Genomic DNA, 21,801 nt, shown 5'->3' with positions numbered 1-21,801 from the left:
CAGCAGGCGGGCCCGTCCCGCCTGTTGCCCTCTTCACCTTCCGCAAGCGGACACCCGACATCATGCTGACTGATCAAAAAATCCCTCTGGGCGAGTACATCGCCGCATTCGTCGACTGGTTGACGGCCAACGGCGCCGACTACTTCGACGCGATAGCCTCGACACTGGAAATGATGATCCACGGGTTCACCTTTGCCCTGACCTGGTTCAACCCGTTTGTATTGATCGGCCTTATTGCCGCGCTCGCGCATTTTATTCAGCGCAAGTGGGGCCTGACCGTTTTCGTCATCCTGTCGTTTCTGCTGATTCTCAACCTGCATTACTGGCAGGAAACCATGGAAACCCTCGCGCAGGTGCTGTTCGCCACTCTGGTCTGCGTCGTCATCGGCGTGCCGCTGGGCATCATTGCCGCGCACAAGCCGCTGTTCTACACAATCATCCGGCCGCTGCTCGACCTGATGCAGACCGTTCCCACCTTCGTTTACCTGATTCCGACACTGACGCTGTTCGGTCTGGGCGTGGTGCCCGGGCTGATCTCGACGGTGGTCTTCGCCATCGCAGCGCCCATACGCTTGACGTACCTGGGCATCCGCGATGTGCCGCAGGAATTGCTCGACGCCGGCAAGGCCTTTGGCTCGTCGCGCCGCCAGTTGCTGACCCGCATCGAACTGCCTTACGCAATGCCCAGCATCGCCGCCGGGATTACCCAGTGCATCATGCTGTCGCTGTCGATGGTGGTAATTGCCGCGCTGGTCGGTGCCGATGGCCTGGGTAAACCGGTGGTCAACGCACTGAACACTGCCGACATCGCCCTCGGTTTCGAAGCCGGCCTGGCAATCGTATTGCTGGCCATCATGCTCGACCGCATCTGCAAACAACCCGAAGCCAAGGTAGGGTCCGACGCATGAGTATCATCAAATTCGACAAGGTTGACGTCATCTTCTCCAAGGACCCGCGTGAAGCCCTCAAGCTGCTGGACGAAGGCCTCACGCGTGACCAGATCCTCAAAAAGACCGGGCAGATCGTCGGCGTGGAGAACGCCAGTCTGGACATCGAAAAAGGCGAAATCTGCGTTTTAATGGGCTTGTCCGGCTCGGGCAAATCCAGCCTGTTGCGCTGCATCAACGGCCTCAATACCGTCAGCCGTGGCTCACTGTTCGTCGAGCATGAAGGCTCGCAGATCAACATCGCCAACTGCAGCGCTGCCGAGCTGAAAATGATGCGTACCAAGCGCATCGCCATGGTCTTCCAGAAATTCGCCCTGATGCCTTGGCTCACGGTGCGCGAAAACATCAGTTTTGGCCTCGAAATGCAGGGTCGCCCGGAAAAGGAACGACGCAAGCTGGTTGATGAAAAACTCGAGCTGGTCGGCCTGACCCAGTGGCGCAACAAGAAGCCCGACGAGCTGTCGGGCGGCATGCAGCAGCGGGTCGGCCTGGCTCGCGCGCTGGCGATGGACGCCGACATCCTGTTGATGGACGAACCGTTCTCGGCGCTCGACCCACTCATCCGCCAAGGCTTGCAGGACGAACTGCTGGCCCTGCAAAGCAAGCTGAGCAAGACCATTGTCTTCGTCAGCCACGATCTGGATGAAGCGCTCAAGCTCGGCAGCCGGATCGCGATCATGAAAGATGGCCGCATCGTCCAGTACAGCGTGCCGGAGCAAATCGTCCTTAACCCGGCAGACGAATACGTGCGCACCTTCGTGGCGCATACCAACCCGTTGAACGTGCTGTGCGGTCGCAGCCTGATGCGTACGGTTGATGAATGCACGCAGGTCAACGGCTCGGTGTGCCTGGACCCGAGCGGCGACTCATGGCTCGACCTGGCCGAAGGCAATGTGATCAAGGGCGCCCGGCAAGGTGCCGCGCCACTGGACCTGCAGAACTGGACCCCCGGACAGGACGTTGGCACGCTGGATCGTCGCCCTACCCTCGTGCACTCCAACATCGGCATGCGCGACGCCTTGCAGATCCGTTACCAGACCGGCAACAAACTGGTCTTGCAGGATGGCGAGAAAGTGGTCGGCATTCTCGGTGACACCGAGCTGTATCACGCCCTGTTGGGCAAAAACCACGGTTAACGCCTGAAACAGACAAGCCCGCCCCTACGCTCTGGAATCACTCCAGCCGGGAGCGGGCTTTTTTGTTTGCAGCCTCGTCACTGCGCAACGCCCCCTCGCGCGATATCTACTCCCCAAGCCCCCATGTCGTAAACGCACCTTTGTGTGGCGTCCATAGGCATTTGGCGACTTCGGTCCGGCCCTACCATCGCTCTCAGAGGGCGCCGTTGGGCCCTAACGACAAGTCAGGCGCCGCGCCGCCGCCGGGAGATCCGCGATGTTCAGCAAGCAAGACCAGATTCAGGGTTATGACGACGCACTGTTGTCGGCAATGAACGCCGAGGAGCAGCGTCAGGAAGACCATATCGAGCTGATCGCCTCGGAGAACTACACCAGCAAGCGCGTCATGCAGGCCCAAGGCAGCGGCCTGACCAACAAATACGCCGAAGGCTATCCCGGCAAGCGCTACTACGGCGGTTGCGAGCACGTCGACAAGGTCGAGCAACTGGCCATCGAACGCGCCAGACAGCTGTTCGGTGCCGATTACGCCAACGTCCAGCCACACTCCGGCAGCCAGGCCAACGCGGCGGTCTACCTGGCGCTGCTGCAGGCAGGCGACACGGTGCTGGGAATGAGCCTTGCGCACGGCGGCCACCTGACCCACGGTGCCAAAGTCAGTTTCTCGGGCAAGCTGTACAACGCCGTGCAGTACGGCATCGACACCACCACCGGCCTGATCGATTACGACGAAGTCGAACGCATCGCCGTCGAATGCCAGCCAAAAATGCTCATTGCCGGTTTCTCGGCCTATTCCAAAACGCTGGATTTCCCGCGTTTTCGTGCAATCGCCGACAAGGTGGGTGCCTACCTGTTCGTCGACATGGCCCACGTTGCAGGTCTGGTGGCTGCCGGTCTTTATCCAAACCCGCTGCCGTATGCCGATGTGGTCACCACCACCACGCACAAGACACTGCGTGGCCCGCGCGGCGGTCTGATCCTTGCCAAGGCCAACGAAGAGCTGGAGAAGAAATTCAATTCAGCCGTCTTCCCCGGTGGTCAGGGCGGCCCGTTGATGCACGTCATTGCGGCCAAGGCCGTGTGCTTCAAGGAAGCGATGGAGCCCGGCTTCAAGACGTATCAGCAGCAGGTCATCGATAACGCACAAGCGATGGCGCAAGTCTTCATCACGCGCGGCTTCGACGTGGTTTCCGGCGGCACCGACAACCACCTGTTTCTGGTCAGCCTGATCCGTCAGGGCCTGACCGGCAAAGAAGCCGACGCCGCGCTAGGCCGTGCGCACATCACCGTCAACAAGAACTCGGTGCCCAACGACCCGCAGTCGCCATTTGTCACCTCGGGCCTGCGCATCGGCACCCCGGCCGTCACCACTCGCGGTTTCAAGGTCACCCAGTGCATCGAACTGGCAGGCTGGATATGCGACATTCTCGACAACCTCGGCGCCGCCGATGTCGAGGCCAACGTCGCCAGCCAGGTAGCAGCCCTGTGCGCCGATTTCCCGGTTTATCGCTGAGTCAGGAGTAGCCTTACATGCAGCATTACTCAGGCTTCGGCCTTCTCAAGCATTCCCTCAGCCATCACGAAAACTGGCAGCGCATGTGGCGCACGCCAACGCCGAAGAAGGTCTACGACGTGGTGATCGTCGGTGGCGGCGGGCATGGTCTGGCGACCGCTTATTATCTGGCCAAGGAACACGGCATCACCAACGTGGCGGTGGTCGAGAAAGGCTGGCTGGGCGGCGGCAACACGGCGCGTAACACCACTATCGTGCGCTCTAACTATCTGTGGGACGAGTCGGCTCATCTTTATGAGCACGCCATGAAACTGTGGGAAGGCCTGTCCCAAGACCTGAATTACAACGTCATGTTCTCCCAGCGCGGCGTTTACAACCTGTGCCACACCTTGCAGGACATGCGCGACTCAGAACGCCGTGTCAGCGCCAACCGGCTGAATGGTGTGGACGGCGAATTGCTCAACAGCAAGCAGGTCGCTGAAGAAATCCCGTACCTGGACTGCTCGAAAAACACCCGTTACCCGATCATTGGCGCAACCGTGCAACGCCGTGGCGGCGTGGCTCGTCATGATGCCGTGGCCTGGGGCTTCGCACGTGCTGCCGACGCTTTGGGCGTTGACCTGATTCAGCAGACTGAAGTGATCGGCTTTCGCAAGGAAAACGGCGTGTGCATCGGCGTCGAGACCAACAAGGGCTTCATCGGTGCCAAACGCGTTGGCGTGGTGACCGCCGGTAACTCCGGGCACATGGCCAAACTGGCCGGCTTTCGTTTGCCGATCGAGTCACACCCGTTACAGGCGCTGGTCTCCGAGCCGATCAAGCCGATTATCGACAGCGTCATCATGTCCAACGCCGTGCACGGCTACATCAGCCAGTCCGACAAGGGCGACCTGGTGATCGGTGCCGGTATCGACAGCTGGGTCGGCTATGGCCAGCGCGGCTCGTACCCGGTGATCGAACACACTATTCAGGCCATCGTCGAAATGTTTCCAGTCTTGTCCCGCGTACGCATGAACCGCCAATGGGGCGGCATCGTCGATACCACGCCGGACGCCTGCCCGATCATTTCAAAGACGCCGGTGCCGAACATGTTCTTCAACTGCGGCTGGGGCACAGGTGGCTTCAAGGCCACACCGGGCTCGGGCAACGTATTTGCTGCAAGCCTGGCCAAGGGCGAAATGCACCCGCTGGCCAAACCGTTCTCCATCGACCGCTTCCATAACGGTGCGCTCATCGACGAACACGGCGCTGCAGCCGTAGCCCACTAACAGGAGAACCCGACCATGCTGCATATCTTCTGTCCTCACTGTGGCGAGCTGCGCTCCGAAGAGGAATTCCATCCGTCCGGCCAGGCGCACATCCCGCGTCCGCTGGACCCCGCTGCCTGCACCGATGAGCAATGGGGCGACTACATGTTCTTCCGCGACAACCCGCGTGGCCTGCACCACGAGCTGTGGATTCACGCTGCCGGTTGCCGTCAGTACTTCAACATGACGCGCAACACGGTGACCTACGAGATTCTCGAAACCTATCCGATCGGTAGCAAGCCGCAGTTCACGGATCAGGGAGAAAAGGCATGAGCCAGAGCAATCGCCTGCCCAACGGCGGCCGCATCAACCGCAGCAAAGTGCTCAACTTCACCTTCAACGGCCAGACCTATCAGGGCTTTGAAGGCGACTCGCTGGCGTCCGCGCTGCTGGCCAATGGCGTTGAGATCATTGGTCGCAGTTTCAAGTATTCCCGGCCACGCGGCATCTTCGCGGCGGGTTCGGAAGAACCGAACGCCGTGTTGCAGATCGGCGCGACCGAAGCGACGCAGATCCCCAACGTGCGCGCCACCCAGCAAGCGCTTTATTCGGGGCTGGTGGCGACCAGCACCAACGGCTGGCCGAGCGTAAACACCGACGTAATGGGCATTCTGGGCAAGGTCGGCGGCAAACTGATGCCTCCGGGCTTCTACTACAAAACCTTCATGTACCCGCAATCGTTCTGGATGACGTACGAAAAGTACATCCGCAAGGCGGCAGGCCTCGGTCGCTCACCGACCGAGAACGACCCGGACAGCTACGACGCGATGAACCAGCACTGTGATGTGCTGATCGTCGGCGCAGGCCCGGCTGGTCTGGCCGCCGCACTGGCAGCGAGCCGCAGCGGCGCCCGAGTGATCATCGCCGATGAACAGGAAGAATTCGGCGGCAGTCTGCTCGACAGCCGTGAAAGCCTGGATGGCAAACCCGCTGCCGAGTGGGTTGCAACAGTAGTTGCCGAGCTGAAAAGCCTGCGCAACGTGACACTGCTGCCACGCGCCACGGTCAACGGTTATCACGATCACAATTTTCTGACCATCCACGAGCGTCTGACCGACCACCTCGGTGATCGCGCGCCCATCGGCATGGTTCGCCAGCGCATGCACCGGGTGCGCGCCAAACGTGTGGTGCTGGCTGCCGGCACGCACGAGCGGCCGCTGGTCTACGGCAACAACGATGTGCCGGGCAACATGCTTGCGGGTGCAATCTCGACGTATGTACGTCGTTACGGCGTCGCGCCGGGCAAAAAACTCGTGCTGTCCACCAACAACGACCACGCCTACCGCGTCGCGCTGGACTGGCTCGACGCCAGCCTGCACGTGGTGGCGATTGCCGATGCGCGGCACAATCCACGCGGCCCGCTGGTTGAAGAGGCTCGCGCCAAAGGCATTCGTATTCTGACCGGCAGCGCCGTGATCGAAGCGCGTGGCAGCAAGCGGGTGAGCGCTGCACGCGTTGCCGCCATCGACCTCAAAACGCACAGCGTCACCAGCCCCGGCGAGTGGCTTGAGTGCGATCTGGTGGCAAGTTCCGGCGGTTACAGCCCCATCGTCCATCTGGCCTCGCACCTGGGCGGCAAGCCGGTCTGGCGTGAAGACATCCTCGGTTTCGTGCCGGGCGAAGCGCCGCAGAAACGTATCTGTGTGGGCGGCGTGAACGGCGTCTACAGCCTGGCAGACAGCCTGGCCGATGGTTTCGAGGGTGGCGTGCGCGCTGCCAGCGAAGCAGGCTTCAAGATTGTCGAGGGCGTGATGCCCAAAGCCCTCAGCCGCGCCGAAGAACCGACGCTGGCGCTGTTCCAGGTGCCCCATGAAAAAGGCACTGCACGGGCGCCCAAGCAATTCGTCGATTTCCAGAACGACGTGACCGCCGCCGCCATTGAACTGGCGACCCGTGAGGGTTTCGAGTCGGTCGAGCACGTCAAACGCTACACCGCGCTGGGCTTCGGCACCGATCAGGGCAAGCTGGGCAACGTCAACGGGCTGGCCATCGCAGCCCGCTCGTTGAACGTGTCGATCCCGGAAATGGGCACCACCATGTTCCGCCCCAACTACACACCGGTCACCTTCGGCGCGATTGCCGGGCGTCATTGCAAGCACATCTTCGAGCCGGTGCGCTTCACCGCGCTGCATGCCTGGCACATCAGAAACGGTGCCGAATTCGAAGACGTCGGCCAGTGGAAACGCCCGTGGTACTTCCCTAAAAACGGTGAAGACCTGCCCGCTGCCGTGGCGCGTGAATGCAAGGCGGTGCGTGACAGCGTCGGCCTGCTGGACGCCTCGACGCTGGGCAAGATCGACATTCAAGGGCCGGATGCGCGCGAATTCCTCAACCGCATCTATACCAACGCCTGGACCAAACTGGACGTGGGCAAGGCCCGTTACGGCCTGATGTGCAAGGAAGACGGCATGGTCTTCGATGACGGTGTGACTGCCTGCCTCGCCGACAACCACTTCCTGATGACCACCACGACGGGCGGTGCTGCACGCGTCCTGCAATGGCTGGAAATCTATCAGCAAACCGAATGGCCGGACCTGAAAGTGTATTTCACCTCAGTGACCGATCACTGGGCGACCCTGACGCTGTCTGGCCCCAACAGCCGCAAGCTGCTCAGCGAAGTGACCGATATCGACCTGGGCCGTGAAGCGTTCCCGTTCATGACCTGGAAAGAAGGCTTGGTCGCAGGCGTGCCGGCGCGGGTGTTCCGTATCTCGTTTACCGGCGAGCTGTCCTATGAGGTCAACATTCAGGCCGACTACGCGATGGGTGTTCTGGAAAAGATCGCCGAGGCCGGCAAGCAGTACAACCTGACGCCTTATGGCACTGAAACCATGCACGTACTGCGCGCCGAAAAGGGTTTCATCATCGTCGGTCAAGACACCGACGGCTCGATGACCCCGGACGATCTGAACATGGGCTGGTGTGTCGGGCGGACCAAACCGTTCTCGTGGATTGGCTGGCGCGGCATGAACCGCGAAGACTGTGTGCGTGAACAACGCAAGCAATTGGTCGGCCTCAAACCCATAGACTCGACCCAATGGCTACCGGAAGGCGCTCAGTTAGTGTTCGACACCAGGCAGGCGATCCCGATGAGCATGGTCGGCCACGTGACCTCCAGCTACGCGCACAACTCGCTGGGCTATTCGTTCGCGATGGGCGTGGTCAAAGGCGGCCTGAACCGGATCGGCGAGCACGTGTTCGCGCCGCTGGCCGATGGCAGCGTGATCGAAGCCGAGATCGTCTCGTCGGTGTTCTTCGACCCGAAGGGCGAGCGTCAGAATGTTGAGTAAACAGCAGGGCCAAACAGAATTTAAAGCAGGTGAATCATGAGCACAGCCAACGTTTACCAGCAGCGCCCGACCACCGACGTCAAAGCCGAGTCGCCGCTGTTCCACGCCAGTCTCGACAGCCTGATCGGCAAAGGCCGCGCCAGTCCGGGCGTGTTTCTGCGCGAAAAGAAACTGCTGGGCCACCTCACCCTTCGGGGTGATGCCCACGACCAGGCCTTCGCCGCTGGCGTACACAAGGCGTTGGGCATGGAACTGCCAGCAGCCCTGATGTTGGTGATCAACGGCGAAAGCTCGCTGCAATGGCTCGGCCCGGACGAGTGGCTACTGATCGTGCCAAGCGGCGAAGAATTCGCGGCAGAACAGAAGCTGCGTGAGGCGCTGGCAGGGCTGCACATCGCCATCGTGAACGTCAGCGGCGGCCAGTCGATCCTCGAACTGACCGGCCCGAAAGTGCGCCAGGTATTGATGAAATCCACCAGCTACGACGTCCACCCGGACAACTTCCCGGTGGGCAAGGCGGTCGGCACGGTGTTCGCCAAATCGCAACTGGTGATCCGCAGGACCGGCGAAGAGACCTGGGAACTGCTGATCCGCCGCAGTTTCTCGGATTACTGGTGGCTGTGGCTGCAGGATGCGAGTGCCGAGTACGGGCTGAGCATTCAGGCGTGAAAAGCCTGTGGGAGCGGACTTGTCCGCGAAGACGGTAGTCCAGGCGATACATTTTCGGTGAATATACCGTCCCCTTCGCGAACAAGTTCGCTCCCACGGCCTTCGGCCAGAATCAAAAGCAGATTTGTGTATGACTTTGCGGATAACAAATACCCAGGAGCATTGATTGAATGAGCCGCGCCCCGGACACGTGGATTCTGACAGCCGACTGCCCCAGCATGCTGGGCACAGTAGACGCGGTGACCCGCTTTCTGTTCGAGCAGGGCTGCTATGTCACCGAGCACCACTCCTTCGATGATCGCCTGTCGGGGCGGTTCTTCATTCGCGTGGAATTTCGTCAGCCTGACGCCTTCGACGAGCAGGCATTTCGTGAAGGGCTGACTGAACGCGGCGAGACGTTCGGCATGATCTTCGAACTCACAGCGCCCAACTACAGGCCAAAAGTGGTGATCATGGTTTCAAAAGCCGATCACTGCCTGAACGACCTGCTCTATCGCCAACGCATCAACCAGTTGTCAATGGACGTGGTCGCGGTGGTGTCCAACCACCCGGATCTCGAACCGCTCGCTGGCTGGCACGGAATTCCGTACTACCATTTCCCTCTGGACCCGAACGACAAGCCTGCGCAGGAAGCCAAGGTCTGGCAGGTGATCGAGGAGTCCGGTGCTGAACTGGTGATCCTCGCCCGCTACATGCAGGTGCTGTCACCGGAGCTGTGCCGCAAGCTGGATGGCAAGGCGATCAATATCCATCACTCCTTGCTGCCCGGTTTCAAAGGCGCCAAACCGTACCATCAGGCCTACGAAAAAGGCGTGAAACTGGTGGGTGCCACGGCGCATTACATCAACAACGATCTGGACGAAGGCCCGATCATTGCCCAAGGCGTCGAAGTGGTCGATCACAGCCACTACCCCGAAGACCTGATTGCCAAGGGTCGGGACATCGAAGGGCTGACACTGGCCCGCGCGGTGGGTTATCACATCGAACGACGGGTGTTTCTCAACGCCAACAGGACGGTGGTTCTGTAGTTGCAAGCTGCAAGAGTTTCTCTCTGCTTCACCACAATAAAAGCGAGGCGACATGTATGTCTGGTAATCGCGGTGTAGTTTATCTCGGCGCTGGCAAGGTCGAAGTGCAATCCATCCCCTTCCCGAAAATGGAAGACCCACGCGGCAAGCGCATCGAACATGGCGTCATCCTGCGCGTTGTTTCCACCAATATCTGCGGCTCCGATCAGCACATGGTACGTGGCCGCACGACGGCGCAAACCGGGCTGGTGCTGGGGCATGAAATCACCGGCGAAGTGCTGGAAGCCGGTCGCGATGTCGAGCATCTCAAGGTCGGTGATCTGGTTTCCGTACCGTTCAACGTGGCGTGCGGTCGTTGCCGCAGTTGCAAGGAGCAAAACACCGGCGTCTGCCTGACGGTCAACCCGGCTCGCCCCGGCGGGGCCTACGGTTATGTCGATATGGGCGACTGGGTCGGCGGTCAGGCTGAATACGTGCTGGTGCCTTACGCAGACTTCAACCTGCTGAAACTCCCGGACCGCGATGCGGCGATGGAGAAGATTCGCGACCTGACCTGCCTGTCCGACATCCTGCCCACCGGCTACCACGGCGCAGTGACCGCAGGCGTTGGCCCTGGCAGCACGGTCTACGTTGCAGGCGCTGGCCCGGTCGGTCTGGCTGCGGCTGCTTCCGCGCGCTTGTTGGGCGCGGCAGTGGTGATCGTCGGTGACGTCAACCCGACCCGCCTGATCCACGCCAAGGCCCAGGGTTTCGAGATTGCCGACCTGTCTCAGGACACGCCGCTGCACGAACAGATCGCTGCCCTGCTTGGCGAACCGGAAGTCGACTGCGCCATCGACGCCGTGGGCTTTGAAGCACGCGGCCACGGTCACGCAGGCGCTCAGGCCGAAGCACCTGCCACCGTGCTCAACTCATTGATGGGCGTGGTGCGTGTAGCAGGCAAGATCGGCATCCCCGGCCTGTACGTCACCGAAGACCCGGGTGCCGTGGACGCCGCCGCAAAAATGGGCAGTCTGAGCATCCGCCTTGGCCTGGGCTGGGCCAAATCCCACAGCTTCCACACCGGCCAGACACCGGTCATGAAATACAACCGCCAACTGATGCAAGCCATCATGTGGGACCGCATCAAGATCGCCGACGTGGTGGGTGTCGAGGTGATCAGCCTGGACGATGCGCCGCGTGGTTATGGCGAGTTTGATGCGGGCGTGCCGAAGAAGTTTGTGATTGATCCGCATGGGTTGTTTGGTGGGGTGTAGGTTTGTCCGACACCTCACTTTAGCTCCATTAATAATCCATGCCCCGATTACGAAGATCTTGAACCGCATCCCGTACTCGGCTCACCACATTAGAGATGGGTCGGGTTGGGACAGGGGCAATCCTTGAGTTATTGGCGTTAGCGCCAGAAGGCCCTGTAGATGGTACAGACGACTCAAAAAGTGTGTATTGCGGAGGAGGGTCATAGATATCACTGTCGTGTATACCTAATTGAGAAGAGCTGTATGTCGGCGGAGCTACGGACGGCAGACGAGACATGGACGGCAGAGACCCGGCTGACGGATTTGCCAAATCAGTAGACAGTTGGCGGGACATTGGCCCGAGCTGCGCGCTGGTACGCAGAGCAACATTTTGCCCAAGTGCGGGATCAACTGAGCGGTGCGGTGCGGGGGTCCCGGAAGGAGTATTCGCAATGACGGATGAACGTCGAACAAGTGAAATCTGGGGCGCATTAGGTTGCGTATTACTGCTGCGCCGGAAAAACCATCGCACATGCCCACTCGGATCAACCCCATTAACCGGATCCCCCTCACAATACGCATACGCATTCAGCCCACCCTCGCCAAACGGGCTCAAACTGTCCGGGCTATTGAACCGCATCAACACCGGGTTAAACGCCCGGTAACCATTGCCCAACAAATAATGCCCCGTTACCGGATCAACTCGCTCACCTGTAAAGCCCGGCAGGTTCATCGGCCCTGTTGAAGGCTGACGATGGCCGTAAGGCGTATAAGCAAACGCCAAACTCTGAGCTGCGATCACGGACTGCTGTTGATCCGTCGCCAGCAACGCACAGTTGCTCTGGTTGTTTTCCACACTCAGGCGGGCCAGCAAATACTCGTCCGTACGCAGAAGCGTGTGCTGGATCTGCCCTTGAATTTGCGTCGCCAAGAGGCTCTTCTGATAAAAAAGCCGAGTGCTGTCCTGCTCCGCAGGCGAGCAGTCAGCCAAGCGATCCGTTGCGTCGTAATGGTAAGTGCAGAGCACTACAGGGTTGGCAGAAGACATGAACATCACCCGCGGCAATCGATGATAGAACCGTAATTCTGGGCGTATGATCTCGTGCTGCACAGCTAGCAACTGTGCTAGGGAGCCCGCCTTGCCTGCCAGAGCTGATTCCGACAGATGAAATAACCGCCTGTCTTCAGCGCGTTGGGAACAAGCCTCTGTTGCTCACAGTCAAACCGTGTGCTTTATCGCCCACTCACGGGCGGTTCGAGTTCGATAAAGGTGACGCAATGAAAACTGCACGCGGTATGGCTTTGGTAACGTTGATGGCGCTTGCGGCAAGCCCGGCGTTTGCCTTCAATCTGAATGACGCCGCAAATGCGGTTTCCAATGCCACGGGCGGCAATCAGAAAGCCACGGCGGCACCCGAGGCGGCCGGCTTGCTCAATATGCTGGGCAGCCAATTGAATGTCACACCTGAGCAGGCTGTCGGCGGAACGGGCGCATTGTTGGGGCTGGCAAAGAATAAGCTGACCAGCGCTGACTACTCGCAATTGAGCAAGTCGGTCCCTGGGCTGGAGCAATTGTCCGGAACATCGGCGCTTGAGAGTCTGGGTGGCGCAAACGGGCTGGGCAGTTTGCTGGGCGGCAACTCGGCCAACAACTCGATGCTCAACAGCGCGCTGGGCAATGTGCAGAACATGAACGACGTGAACACTGCCTTCAAGGCACTGGGCATGGACAGCACCATGGTCAGCCAGTTTGCCCCGCTGATTCTGCAATACCTCGGCCAGCAAGGCGCCAGCGGGTCGGCATTGCAGAGTTTGAGCGGGTTATGGGGTGCCGGCAGCTGATTCACGCCGCAACGCCGCAATACGCGCATCTTTCTCGACCCAGAGCTGATTGACCCAAGCCTGCACTTTCTCGCGAAACACCGGGTCGTTCTCGTAATCGCCCTGCCACAGCGCAGGGTCCAGCTCGCGGGTCTGGATGTCGACGATCACCTTGGCAACCTGCCCGCAAAGCATGTCCCAGAACCCCGGAATGCTTGAGCCAGGATAGACCACGGTGACATCCAGGATGGCGTCCAGTTGTTCGCCCATTGCCGCCAGCACAAATGCAACGCCACCTGCCTTGGGCTTGAGCAGGCTGGCGTATGGCGAAGCCTGGGCGGCATGTTTTGCCGGTGTGAAACGTGTGCCTTCCAGGTAGTTGACGATGGTCACCGGCTGGCGCTTGAACAGTTCGCAGGCCGCCTGGGTGATTTCCAGGTCCTTGCCTTTGAGTTCCGGGTGCTTTGCCAGAAAAGCCTTGCTGTAGCGCTTCATGAATGGGTAATCCAGCCCCCACCACGCCAGCCCCAGCAACGGCACCCAGATCAGTTCCTTTTTCAGGAAAAACTTGAAGAACGGCGTGCGGCGGTTAAGCGCCTGAATCAGCGCCGGGATATCGACCCAAGACTGGTGATTGCTGATGACCAGATACGAGGTGTCGCTGCGCAGGCCTTTATCGCCGCGGATGTCCCATTGCGTCGGCACGCACCAGGCGAAAATGAGCTTGTCGATTTCGGCCCAGGTCTCGGCGACCCACATCGCGCCCGTTGAGCAACGATCGCGCATTCGACCTCTGAACAGCAGCTTGAGCAACGCAAAAATCAGTAGCGGGCCGATCAGCACGAGTGTGTTGATCAGCAACAAAATGGCAACGAAACAGCCGGTGAGCAGACGGCGCATGACGGACTCTTGAGGGTTCAGGGGCGGCAATGATAATGATCTGCGCGTTTTACGCCAATTACACAGGTACTTACAAATGTTTCACGCTTGGGCATTTATGCTGAATAGACACTCATGCCACCGAACCTGCCAGCGGTTCGCTGTCTAAACCCGGACGCCACTCCGGCGCTGCCCCTTGCGAGGAACCTCTCACGTGAAACCGATCCTGGCGCTATTGTCTCTGCTGGCTCTGCCGGTCATGGCCGCTGAACCCACGCTGTATGGCCGCTACGAGAACATCAAGGTTCTGGAAATAGGCCAGACCTTCAAGGCCAAGATGGACACCGGCGCGCTGACCGCTTCGCTGTCGGCCAAGGACATCGAGCTGTTCCAGCGTGATGGCGATGACTGGGTTCGCTTCCGCCTGGCAACCAAGGGCGCGGATGACAAGGTGTACGAGCACAAGGTGTCGCGGATCAGCAAGATCAAGGGCCGTGCCGAAGGTGATGATGAGGACGACGAAGGCATCAACCCCGCCAAACGCCCTGTCGTTGATCTGGAGCTTTGCCTGGGCAACAAGAAACGCACCGTCGAAGTCAACCTTGTAGACCGCAGCCACTTCAACTTCCCGCTGCTGATCGGGGCCAAGGCATTGCGCGAGTTCGGCGCTGCCATCAACCCGGCACGCCGTTATACCGCTGACGAGCCTGATTGCTGAGGTTTTTATCGCCTTGCACTATCGGGCGACGCTGCGCAAACCTGTGACGCGGAGCGTCACGCAAGGCATTCCCACGCAGTGGACTGCCCCCCGGAAGTTGGACAGTTTTAGCTTGCCGCCTGAGTCCTGTATTTTACGGGGCTCAGGCCGCCTAGCTTCAGCTTAATGCGGTCATGGTTGTAGTAGCGGATGTACTCCTCCAGACCTGCCGTCAGCTCTTCTATGCTTTCAAATCGTTTCAAGTAGAAAAACTCGGACTTAAGCGTACCAAAAAAGCTTTCCATCGCAGCGTTGTCCAGGCAATTTCCCTTACGAGACATGCTTTGCTTCACACCCTTTGCCGCCAGTTTCTGACGGTACTGCGCGTGTTGATACTGCCAGCCTTGATCCGAGTGCATCACAAGCTTCGGCTCGTCTTGCAACTGCTGCAACGCCTTGTCCAGCATACTGGTGACCAGCTCAAAGCACGGCCTGGTAGACAATTCGTACGCCACGATCTCACCGTTGTACAGGTCCATCACAGGCGAGAGATACAGCTTTCGATTGGCCACTTTAAACTCGGTCACATCGGTCACCCATTTCTGGTTCGGGCGTTGCGCCGTGAAATTGCGCTCCAGCAAATTCGGTGCAATTTTTCCGACGGTGCCCTTATAGGAACGGTATTTTTTTGGTCGAACAACGGAGCGCAGACCCAGTTCAGCCATCAATCTCTCCACAACCTTCTTGTTGACCAGCGTGCCTGAGTTGCGGATAACCGCTGTGATGCGCCGAGCCCCATAAAGACCTCTCTCCTCGTGATAAATCCGCTCTACCTCCTGCTTTAGAGCAGCATCTGGATCGGGTCTGGATTGCACCTGAACCTGATAGTAGAACGTACTGCGCGCCAAGCCCGCCAGCGTCAGAAGGGCGCAGAGCGAGAAGCGGCTCCTCAGTTGTTTGACGATCAGGGCTTTTTCTTTTGCCGTCGTTGCTGCTCCTTCAACTCTTCCAACTTTTTTAGGTAAGCGTTCTCCATGCGCAGGTATTCGAGCTCGGCCATTAACTGGTCACGCGTCTTCTGCGTATCGTCGTCGATTACTGGTGCGGTGGGATAAGGCTTCTTGGGCATGGCAACAGACTTTCTTCTCTTGGGAACGTAGGGGGCTAGATCGTTACTGTAATGCTGCTGTTCCCAAATGACTATTTGGCCAGGATCACCAATACCAAAATGCGCTGCGGTCTGGCGAAGGGACAGCCCGTGCTCGCGCTTGTGCTCCAGCACTGAGCGTTTGAAGGCTTCGCTGTACCGAAGACCAGGCTTACGATGGCCTGTGTGCCCATGGCTCTTGTAATTGGCGACCCAGCGTCGAAGCAGGCTGGAATCGATCGAGAACTGGCTGGACACCTTGCGAAAGCCTATGTTGCCTGCAAGATAGGCTTTGACGACGGTGAGCTTGAATTGCTCTGAATACTTGGCCATTTGAACACCCCCATTAGGTCGGATTGGTGTCCAACTTCTTGGGGGCAGTCCACAGAGCGTGAGGAACGACAGGTGTCTGAGCTAAAGCGTAACTATCGTGCGACGCTCTGCGTCGCATGCCGTTCTGGACGCTCCGCGTCCGATCCTGAACACGCGACGTGACGCAGATCTGTGACGCAATGCGTTCCGGCGCTGGAGTGAGGCACGATAGTCACGGTCATGACTTACGCCGGCGGCTGGGTTGCCAGCATCGACGGCCGTTGACTGACTTCCAGGTACCAGTTGGCCAGCCGTGGGTACGTGTTGCGCCAGCGCAGTTCGGGCTGGCGGAAGTCGAGATAACCCAATGCGGCCGCCACGCTGATGGAGGCCACATCGAACGACGAACTGAGTTCGGTAATTGCATCGCGCTCGAAATAACTCAGCGAGCGTTCGATCTTCTGCTGCTGATTGTCCAGCCATTGATCCCAGTGTTTTTCCTGCGGGCGCAAGGCGGTTTCATAGCGAATCAGCACCGCAGCGTCGAGTACGGCATCGGCCAGCGACGCCAGGGTCAGGCGTCTCCAGCGCGCAGAGCCTTCGCGGGGGATCAGCGGCTGCCCCACGTGCTGGTGGTCGAGGTAATCAAGGATGACACGGCTGTCGTGGATCACGTTGCCATCGGCCAGGCGCAAGGCCGGGAGCTTGCCCGCCGGATTGTCTTCATTGAGTTCGGCAGACGGGCTGACCGGCGTCAACACGGTAGGCTGCAACTGCACACGGTCGAGCTGACCGGTTTCATGAAGCATCACCATCACTTTGCGGGCGAAAGGCGAAGCGGCGTTGAAGTACAACGTCATCGTGGGCGCGGACATGAGTGTTCCTCGAATGAGACAGCTCCCTAGACTAGTCAGCGAGTAGCCGGTCTGCAATCGATGTGTTGATCAGCCGCGCCGCGCCAGCAACCCCCGAACGCTGAAGACCGATGCACTGCCCATCGCCAGCCAGGCCAGCGTGTCCCACCAGCCGTCACCCAGTAGCGCCGCGAACAGGCCTGTTGCGGTGAGCACGGCAATCACGCCGGGGATGGCGAAAGTCTTCCAGAACCGCGACGGCCTTGCGCTCATTGCGCGACCTGCGCTTGAACAGCGCTGACCGAACGGGCGACGCGGCGTCGGACCCACCACAGGTAGACCCCGCTGCCAAGCACGATGATGGTCAGCACATCCAGCACCGCCCAGAGCACTTTCATCGGCATGCCGCCGTAATCACCGAAATGCAGCGGTTGCGACATGCCCAGCGCATCCATGTACCACGGACGCTCGACCACTGCGGTGACTTGCAGGGTCTGTGCGTCGATCAGCACCGGTGTGGCTAGGTGCGCGGTCAGGTGCGTATTGCCTTTGAGAAACACAGCGTAGTGGTGCTCGCTGGAGAAACGCGTACCGGGAAAAGCGATGAAGTCAGCTTGCATGCCGGGCGCAGCCGACTCGGCAATCTCCAGCAGGCGTGTCGGCGCTGCTCGCTGCGTCAGCGGCGGCGCATCTTTGTAAGGGGCGATCATGCTGGCCAGCGCGTCGTTGCGCCATGAAGCAATCAGCAGGTCGGCGCAGGCACTGATCACTCCCGTTACGCCCACCACCAGCGCCCAGGTCAGCGTTACTACGCCGATCAGATTGTGCAGGTCCAGCCAGCGCGTACGCGTGGATTTGTTGACCCGCACTTGGCCAAACTCCAGCTTGCGCATGAACGGCGAATACAGCACGGTCCCGGAAACAATCGCCACCACGAACAGCAGCCCCATGAAGGCCAGCAGCAGTTTGCCGGGCAACTCGGCGTACATGTCCACGTGCAGGCGCAGCATGACCATCATGAAACCGCCGTTGGCCGAAGGCATTTCCAGCGCCTCGCCGGTGCGCGCATCCAGGGCAAAGGTGTGTGATGAGTTGGGCTCGGTGCCTGCCGTGGCAGCGGTGATCGCCATCACGCCATTGGGGTCTTCGTCATCCCAGCCGAAATACTGCATGACCTCGCCGGGCCGATGGGCTTCGGCAGCTCTGGCCAGTTGCTCCAGATTCAGATGCGGCGTGTCGGCCGGCATCTCTTTGTAATGCGGCGCGTCGCCCAGCAGATGATCAATCTCATGGTGGAAGATCAGCGGCAGGCCGGTGATCGCCAGCATCAACAGAAACAGGGTGCAAATCAGGCTGTTCCAGGTGTGCACGATGGACCAGCGACGCACGGTTTGGCTTTTCATGGTTTATCCACAGGCGATGAGGCCAGGCGCTGAGCGCGCCCCGAAATGACGTATAAGACTAAGCCGCTCGAAACCGGAAAAGTGTCAGGGCGAATCGACGCTGATGTAAATCGAGGTGTATCAGGGTTTTGCCGGGTTGGCGGCCGCCTGCTCATCGCGCGCCAGCACCGTGACCCACCATTGGGTGTGTTGCTCGATCTGCACCGGCAACGTTGGCAGCAGCGCCTTAAGCGCCAGGTCGGTATCGGCCAGCGGGAAACTGCCGGTGATGCGCAAGTCCGCCACCTTCGGATCGACGCCAACGTGCCCGGCACGATAGCGGCCCAGTTCAGCGAGCATGTCGGCCAGCCGCGCGTTGTCCACCACCAGCATGCCTCGCGTCCAGGCATCGGCACCTGACGGCAAGGCGAGCAACGTGCCAAAGCCGCTGCCGGTCAGGCGAATCTGCTGGCCTTCATGCAGCACCTGTTCGCCCGGTGCGTTGCGTGGCTGGGCGACAACCGCCGATTGCAGAACACTGAGCAGCGTCCCGTCGGCCTCGCGCCTGACCAGAAATCGCGTACCCAGCGCGCGCATATTGCCGTCTGCCGTTTCAACGATGAATGGCCGGGGATCGTCGTGATTGCCGGTCTGCACCAGTATTTCGCCGTCCTGCAGAATGATCCGGCGTTGCTGCGCGTCGAAGCGCACATCGATTGCGCTGTGGGTGTTGAGACGAATCAGGGTGTTGTCAGCCAGACGCACTTCGCGCTGTTCGCCGGTTGCGGTGCGCTGGTCGGCCAGCCAGTAATCCATCGGCAAGTAACGGTCCCCGACAAACAGCGCCAGGCCGCACGCCATGAACACTCCCGCCAGACCACCGCCAAGCTTGCGCACGCTGCGCCGCAGCGAAACCGGCGATTGCTGCAAGGCCTTGCGTGCCGGGCCGGCTGGCAGGACGAAGCGCTGGTTGACCATGCCCAACTGGCTCCAGGCCCTGGCATGTTCTTCGTCGGCGGCCAGCCAGCGGGCCAGTTCGGCGCGGTCGGCTTCGCTGCCGCTGTTGCCATCCATGTTCAGTTGCCACTCGATTGCGGCGTCGAGCACACGGGCAGATACCGGTCGTGTGTTCATGTCGGCTCGCCGTACAGCGCGACATAGCACTGGCGCACAGCCTGGGCGAGGTACTGCCTGACGCGTGATACCGAAACACCCAGGCGCTCGGCAATCTCGCCGTGGCTCAGCCCGTCGAGGCGGTTATAGAGAAACGCAGCCCGCGCTTTGCTGGACAGCGTGCCCAGCATGCGATCGATAGCCTTGAGGTCTTCCAGAATCAGCAGTTGCTCTTCGGGCGACGGCTGCTCGGCCTCGGGGACCTGCAGCAATTCCCCAAGATAAGCCTGTTCAAGCGCGGCCCGCCGGAAGTAATCGAACATCAGACCTTTGGCGATGGTCGCCAGAAAAGCACGCGGCTCGCGGGGCAATTGCAGTTCATCGCGCCCCAGCAGGCGCACAAACGTGTCCTGGCTCAGGTCCTGAGCCCGTTGTGGGCAAGCGACATTGCGCCGCAGCCAGGCCAGCAACCAGCCGCGATGATCGCGATACAACGCACCAACGATCTCGCTATGAGCGCTTGGGACTGACGACACGAATGGCCTCGATGAGAAAGATCTAACTAAAGAGAATCATTCGCGATTGTGGTAGAGCGGAGGGGGAGTGGCAATTGGCGTCTGTCGGGAGGCTGACGGCAGCGTTGGCTGGCGGACGCCAGTCGCCCTCACGGCGTGAGAACGACTGGTCGCCCAGATCAGATCAGGCCTGGTGGCTGATCTCACGCAGCGGCTTGCCGCGTGCTGGCTTGTCGCCTGCGACGAAGTAGTCGGCGGTGCTGCGTGGCAGGGGCTGACGGCCACGGATCTTGTCGGCGATTTTCTCGGCGATCATGATCGTCGGCGCATTCAGGTTGCCGGTGGTGATGATCGGCATGATCGAGGCATCCACCACACGCAGGTTCTGCATGCCGTGCACACGGCCCTGACCATCGACCACAGCCATTTCGTCGGTGCCCATCTTGCAGGAGCAAGATGGGTGATACGCCGTTTCGGCATGTTCACGCACGAACTGGTCCAGCGCTTCGTCAGACTGCACGTCGATGCCCGGGCTGATTTCGCGGCCGCGGTACGGATCGAGAGCCGGTTGCTGCATGATCTCGCGGGTCAGGCGGATGCCGTCGCGAAATTCCTGCCAGTCCTGATCCGATGCCATGTAATTGAACAGAATGCTTGGGTATTCACGCGGGTCCTTGGACTTGACGTGTACGCGACCACGGCTTGGCGAACGCATCGAGCCAACGTGCGCCTGGAAGCCGTGTTCCTGAACACCCTTGGTGCCGTTGTAGTTAATCGCGACCGGCAGGAAGTGATACTGAATGTTTGGCCACTCAAAGGCTTCGCTGGAACGAATGAAACCACCGGCTTCAAACTGATTGCTCGCGCCGATACCGGTGCCGAGGAACATCCACTCTGCGCCAATGGCAGGCTGGTTCCACCACTTCAACGAAGGGTAAAGCGACACAGGCTGGGTGCAGGCGTATTGCAGGTACATCTCCAGGTGATCCTGAAGGTTCTGACCCACACCCGGAAGATCATGAACCACTGGAATATCCAGCTTGTTCAGGACCTCGGCCGGGCCAACACCGGAGCGCTGCAGAATCTGCGGCGAAGCGATGGCGCCGCCACACAGTAAAACTTCCTTGCGGGCACGGACTTCAATGCGCGTGTCGCTGTCACCCACAAGATAGGCCACACCCACAGCGCGCTTGCCTTCGAACAGAATGCGGTCGGTCAGCGCGTGTGTGACGATGCTCAGCGTGTCACGCTTTTTCGCTTCGTCCAAGTAACCGCGAGCAGTGCTGGCGCGACGGCCTTTCGGGGTCACGGTGCGGTCCATCGGACCGAAGCCTTCCTGCTGATAACCGTTGAGGTCGTCGGTGCGCGGGAAACCGGCCTGCACGCCCGCCTCGACCATCGCGTGGAACAACGGATTGTTACCGGCCTTGGGCGTGGTCACGCTGACCGGGCCTTCGCCACCGTGGTAATCGTTCGGGCCGATGTCACGGGTTTCAGCCTTGCGAAAGTACGGCAGGCAGTCGAGGTAGCTCCAGTCTTCGAGGCCCGGCTCTTTCGCCCAACCGTCGTAGTCCATCGCGTTGCCGCGGATGTAGCACATGCCGTTGATCAGCGACGAACCGCCCAGGCCCTTGCCGCGACCGCATTCCATACGGCGGTTGTCCATGTGCGGCTCTGGCTCGGTCTCGTAGGCCCAGTTGTAGCGACGGCCCTGCAACGGGAACGCCAGGGCGGCGGGCATCTGGGTACGGAAGTCCAGACGATAGTCCGGGCCACCGGCTTCGAGCAGTAGAACAGTGACGCCTGCGTCTTCGGTGAGACGGGCTGCCAGGGTGTTACCGGCAGAGCCGGCACCAATGATGATGTAGTCGTATTCGGATTGCGTGGTCATAGAGGCTCCCTCATAGAGCTGCAAGTCTCAAGCCTGGGCTGCAAGCAGAAGCAGCCAGGCGATACTTG

20 protein-coding genes are annotated in these 21,801 nt (G+C 60.1%); 11 read left to right on the top strand and 9 right to left on the bottom strand.

Annotation, left to right across the window (positions count from 1 at the left end; genetic code table 11):
* Positions 1-59 precede the first annotated feature (59 nt).
* From choW to fdhA, 9 genes are all read left to right on the top strand, one after another.
* Positions 60-908, top strand: coding sequence for a choline ABC transporter permease subunit (gene choW, locus PSPTO_RS02430; RefSeq protein WP_174171207.1), 849 nt, complete (start codon positions 60-62; stop codon positions 906-908).
* On the top strand, positions 905-2,083 hold the full coding sequence (gene choV, locus PSPTO_RS02425) for a choline ABC transporter ATP-binding protein (RefSeq protein ID WP_005763692.1): 1,179 nt from the start codon (positions 905-907) through the stop codon (positions 2,081-2,083). The genes choW and choV overlap by 4 nt, the downstream gene beginning before the upstream one ends.
* A gap of 256 nt (positions 2,084-2,339) precedes the next feature.
* Positions 2,340-3,593, top strand: coding sequence for a serine hydroxymethyltransferase (gene glyA, locus PSPTO_RS02420; protein ID WP_005763690.1), 1,254 nt, complete (start codon positions 2,340-2,342; stop codon positions 3,591-3,593).
* 17 nt (positions 3,594-3,610) lie between these two features.
* A complete protein-coding gene (locus PSPTO_RS02415; protein ID WP_005763688.1) occupies positions 3,611-4,861 on the top strand; it encodes a sarcosine oxidase subunit beta family protein in 1,251 nt (416 codons plus the stop codon).
* Positions 4,862-4,876: 15 nt separating this feature from the next.
* Complete coding sequence (locus tag PSPTO_RS02410) at positions 4,877-5,173, top strand: sarcosine oxidase subunit delta (protein WP_003379926.1); 297 nt, start codon at positions 4,877-4,879, stop codon at positions 5,171-5,173.
* Positions 5,170-8,190 carry a sarcosine oxidase subunit alpha gene (locus PSPTO_RS02405; protein WP_005763685.1) on the top strand — a complete coding sequence of 1,007 codons (3,021 nt, stop codon included), beginning with the start codon at positions 5,170-5,172 and terminating at the stop codon, positions 8,188-8,190. The genes PSPTO_RS02410 and PSPTO_RS02405 overlap by 4 nt, the downstream gene beginning before the upstream one ends.
* Positions 8,191-8,226: 36 nt before the next feature.
* Positions 8,227-8,859, top strand: coding sequence for a sarcosine oxidase subunit gamma (locus PSPTO_RS02400; protein WP_011103144.1), 633 nt, complete (start codon positions 8,227-8,229; stop codon positions 8,857-8,859).
* A gap of 170 nt (positions 8,860-9,029) precedes the next feature.
* The gene (gene purU / locus PSPTO_RS02395; RefSeq protein ID WP_005763680.1) at positions 9,030-9,887 is read left to right on the top strand and encodes a formyltetrahydrofolate deformylase; all 858 of its coding nucleotides are present in this window, start codon (positions 9,030-9,032) and stop codon (positions 9,885-9,887) included.
* A gap of 56 nt (positions 9,888-9,943) precedes the next feature.
* On the top strand, positions 9,944-11,143 hold the full coding sequence (fdhA, locus tag PSPTO_RS02390; protein WP_003379921.1) for a formaldehyde dehydrogenase, glutathione-independent: 1,200 nt from the start codon (positions 9,944-9,946) through the stop codon (positions 11,141-11,143).
* A gap of 28 nt (positions 11,144-11,171) precedes the next feature.
* Here fdhA and PSPTO_RS02385 read toward each other — a convergent pair whose 3' ends face one another.
* Positions 11,172-12,170, bottom strand: coding sequence for an RHS repeat-associated core domain-containing protein (locus PSPTO_RS02385; protein WP_005763678.1), 999 nt, complete (start codon positions 12,168-12,170; stop codon positions 11,172-11,174).
* Positions 12,171-12,400: 230 nt separating this feature from the next.
* On the opposite strand from PSPTO_RS02385, the gene PSPTO_RS02380 reads away from it, so the two are divergent.
* Entirely contained in the window at positions 12,401-12,964 is a 564-nt protein-coding gene (locus PSPTO_RS02380) for a DUF2780 domain-containing protein (RefSeq protein ID WP_005763676.1), read from the top strand.
* On the opposite strand, the gene PSPTO_RS02375 is transcribed toward PSPTO_RS02380, so the two are convergent.
* Complete coding sequence (locus PSPTO_RS02375) at positions 12,944-13,843, bottom strand: acyltransferase (RefSeq protein WP_005763674.1); 900 nt, start codon at positions 13,841-13,843, stop codon at positions 12,944-12,946. The two genes, PSPTO_RS02380 and PSPTO_RS02375, sit on opposite strands and share 21 nt — an antisense overlap.
* A gap of 193 nt (positions 13,844-14,036) precedes the next feature.
* Here PSPTO_RS02375 and PSPTO_RS02370 point away from each other — a divergent pair, with 193 nt between their 5' ends.
* Positions 14,037-14,540 (top strand): ATP-dependent zinc protease family protein, encoded by a 504-nt coding sequence (locus PSPTO_RS02370; RefSeq protein WP_005613972.1) that lies wholly within the window; start codon positions 14,037-14,039, stop codon positions 14,538-14,540.
* A gap of 107 nt (positions 14,541-14,647) precedes the next feature.
* Here PSPTO_RS02370 and PSPTO_RS02360 read toward each other — a convergent pair.
* The 7 genes from PSPTO_RS02360 to betA form a co-directional block, all read right to left on the bottom strand.
* Positions 14,648-15,999 (bottom strand): IS3-like element ISPsy8 family transposase gene (locus PSPTO_RS02360; protein ID WP_149032136.1). Its coding sequence is split into 2 segments (ribosomal slippage): positions 14,648-15,540 and positions 15,540-15,999, totalling 1,353 coding nucleotides; the frame shifts between segments, so codons are not numbered across the junction.
* 224 nt (positions 16,000-16,223) lie between these two features.
* A complete protein-coding gene (locus PSPTO_RS02350; protein ID WP_010205456.1) occupies positions 16,224-16,853 on the bottom strand; it encodes a glutathione S-transferase family protein in 630 nt (209 codons plus the stop codon).
* A 69-nt stretch (positions 16,854-16,922) separates the two neighbouring features.
* Entirely contained in the window at positions 16,923-17,105 is a 183-nt protein-coding gene (locus PSPTO_RS02345) for a hypothetical protein (protein WP_005763669.1), read from the bottom strand.
* Positions 17,102-18,235 carry a PepSY-associated TM helix domain-containing protein gene (locus PSPTO_RS02340; protein ID WP_011103143.1) on the bottom strand — a complete coding sequence of 378 codons (1,134 nt, stop codon included), beginning with the start codon at positions 18,233-18,235 and terminating at the stop codon, positions 17,102-17,104. Before PSPTO_RS02340 ends, PSPTO_RS02345 begins: the two co-directional genes overlap by 4 nt.
* Before the next feature lie 120 nt (positions 18,236-18,355).
* Entirely contained in the window at positions 18,356-19,348 is a 993-nt protein-coding gene (locus PSPTO_RS02335) for a FecR domain-containing protein (protein WP_011103142.1), read from the bottom strand.
* Positions 19,345-19,863: an RNA polymerase sigma factor gene (locus PSPTO_RS02330; RefSeq protein ID WP_007244528.1), complete on the bottom strand. Its 519-nt coding sequence runs from the start codon at positions 19,861-19,863 to the stop codon at positions 19,345-19,347. Before PSPTO_RS02330 ends, PSPTO_RS02335 begins: the two co-directional genes overlap by 4 nt.
* A 163-nt stretch (positions 19,864-20,026) precedes the next feature.
* The gene (betA, locus tag PSPTO_RS02325) at positions 20,027-21,733 is read right to left on the bottom strand and encodes a choline dehydrogenase (RefSeq protein ID WP_005763658.1); all 1,707 of its coding nucleotides are present in this window, start codon (positions 21,731-21,733) and stop codon (positions 20,027-20,029) included.
* Positions 21,734-21,801 lie beyond the last annotated feature (68 nt).

Source organism: Pseudomonas syringae pv. tomato str. DC3000 (assembly GCF_000007805.1).
Lineage (GTDB): Bacteria > Pseudomonadota > Gammaproteobacteria > Pseudomonadales > Pseudomonadaceae > Aquipseudomonas > Aquipseudomonas avellanae.
This window is presented reverse-complemented; position numbering and strand designations above follow the sequence as displayed.

Coding starts and splice junctions, on each gene's coding strand:
- choV (WP_005763692.1), top strand. CDS start 905: ATGAGTATCATCAAATTCGACAAGGTTGACGTCATCTTCTCCAAGGAC.
- glyA (WP_005763690.1), top strand. CDS start 2,340: ATGTTCAGCAAGCAAGACCAGATTCAGGGTTATGACGACGCACTGTTG.
- PSPTO_RS02415 (WP_005763688.1), top strand. CDS start 3,611: ATGCAGCATTACTCAGGCTTCGGCCTTCTCAAGCATTCCCTCAGCCAT.
- PSPTO_RS02410 (WP_003379926.1), top strand. CDS start 4,877: ATGCTGCATATCTTCTGTCCTCACTGTGGCGAGCTGCGCTCCGAAGAG.
- PSPTO_RS02405 (WP_005763685.1), top strand. CDS start 5,170: ATGAGCCAGAGCAATCGCCTGCCCAACGGCGGCCGCATCAACCGCAGC.
- PSPTO_RS02400 (WP_011103144.1), top strand. CDS start 8,227: ATGAGCACAGCCAACGTTTACCAGCAGCGCCCGACCACCGACGTCAAA.
- purU (WP_005763680.1), top strand. CDS start 9,030: ATGAGCCGCGCCCCGGACACGTGGATTCTGACAGCCGACTGCCCCAGC.
- fdhA (WP_003379921.1), top strand. CDS start 9,944: ATGTCTGGTAATCGCGGTGTAGTTTATCTCGGCGCTGGCAAGGTCGAA.
- PSPTO_RS02385 (WP_005763678.1), bottom strand. CDS start 12,170: ATGTCTTCTGCCAACCCTGTAGTGCTCTGCACTTACCATTACGACGCA.
- PSPTO_RS02380 (WP_005763676.1), top strand. CDS start 12,401: ATGAAAACTGCACGCGGTATGGCTTTGGTAACGTTGATGGCGCTTGCG.
- PSPTO_RS02375 (WP_005763674.1), bottom strand. CDS start 13,843: ATGCGCCGTCTGCTCACCGGCTGTTTCGTTGCCATTTTGTTGCTGATC.
- PSPTO_RS02350 (WP_010205456.1), bottom strand. CDS start 16,853: ATGTCCGCGCCCACGATGACGTTGTACTTCAACGCCGCTTCGCCTTTC.
- PSPTO_RS02345 (WP_005763669.1), bottom strand. CDS start 17,105: ATGAGCGCAAGGCCGTCGCGGTTCTGGAAGACTTTCGCCATCCCCGGC.
- PSPTO_RS02340 (WP_011103143.1), bottom strand. CDS start 18,235: ATGAAAAGCCAAACCGTGCGTCGCTGGTCCATCGTGCACACCTGGAAC.
- PSPTO_RS02335 (WP_011103142.1), bottom strand. CDS start 19,348: ATGAACACACGACCGGTATCTGCCCGTGTGCTCGACGCCGCAATCGAG.
- betA (WP_005763658.1), bottom strand. CDS start 21,733: ATGACCACGCAATCCGAATACGACTACATCATCATTGGTGCCGGCTCT.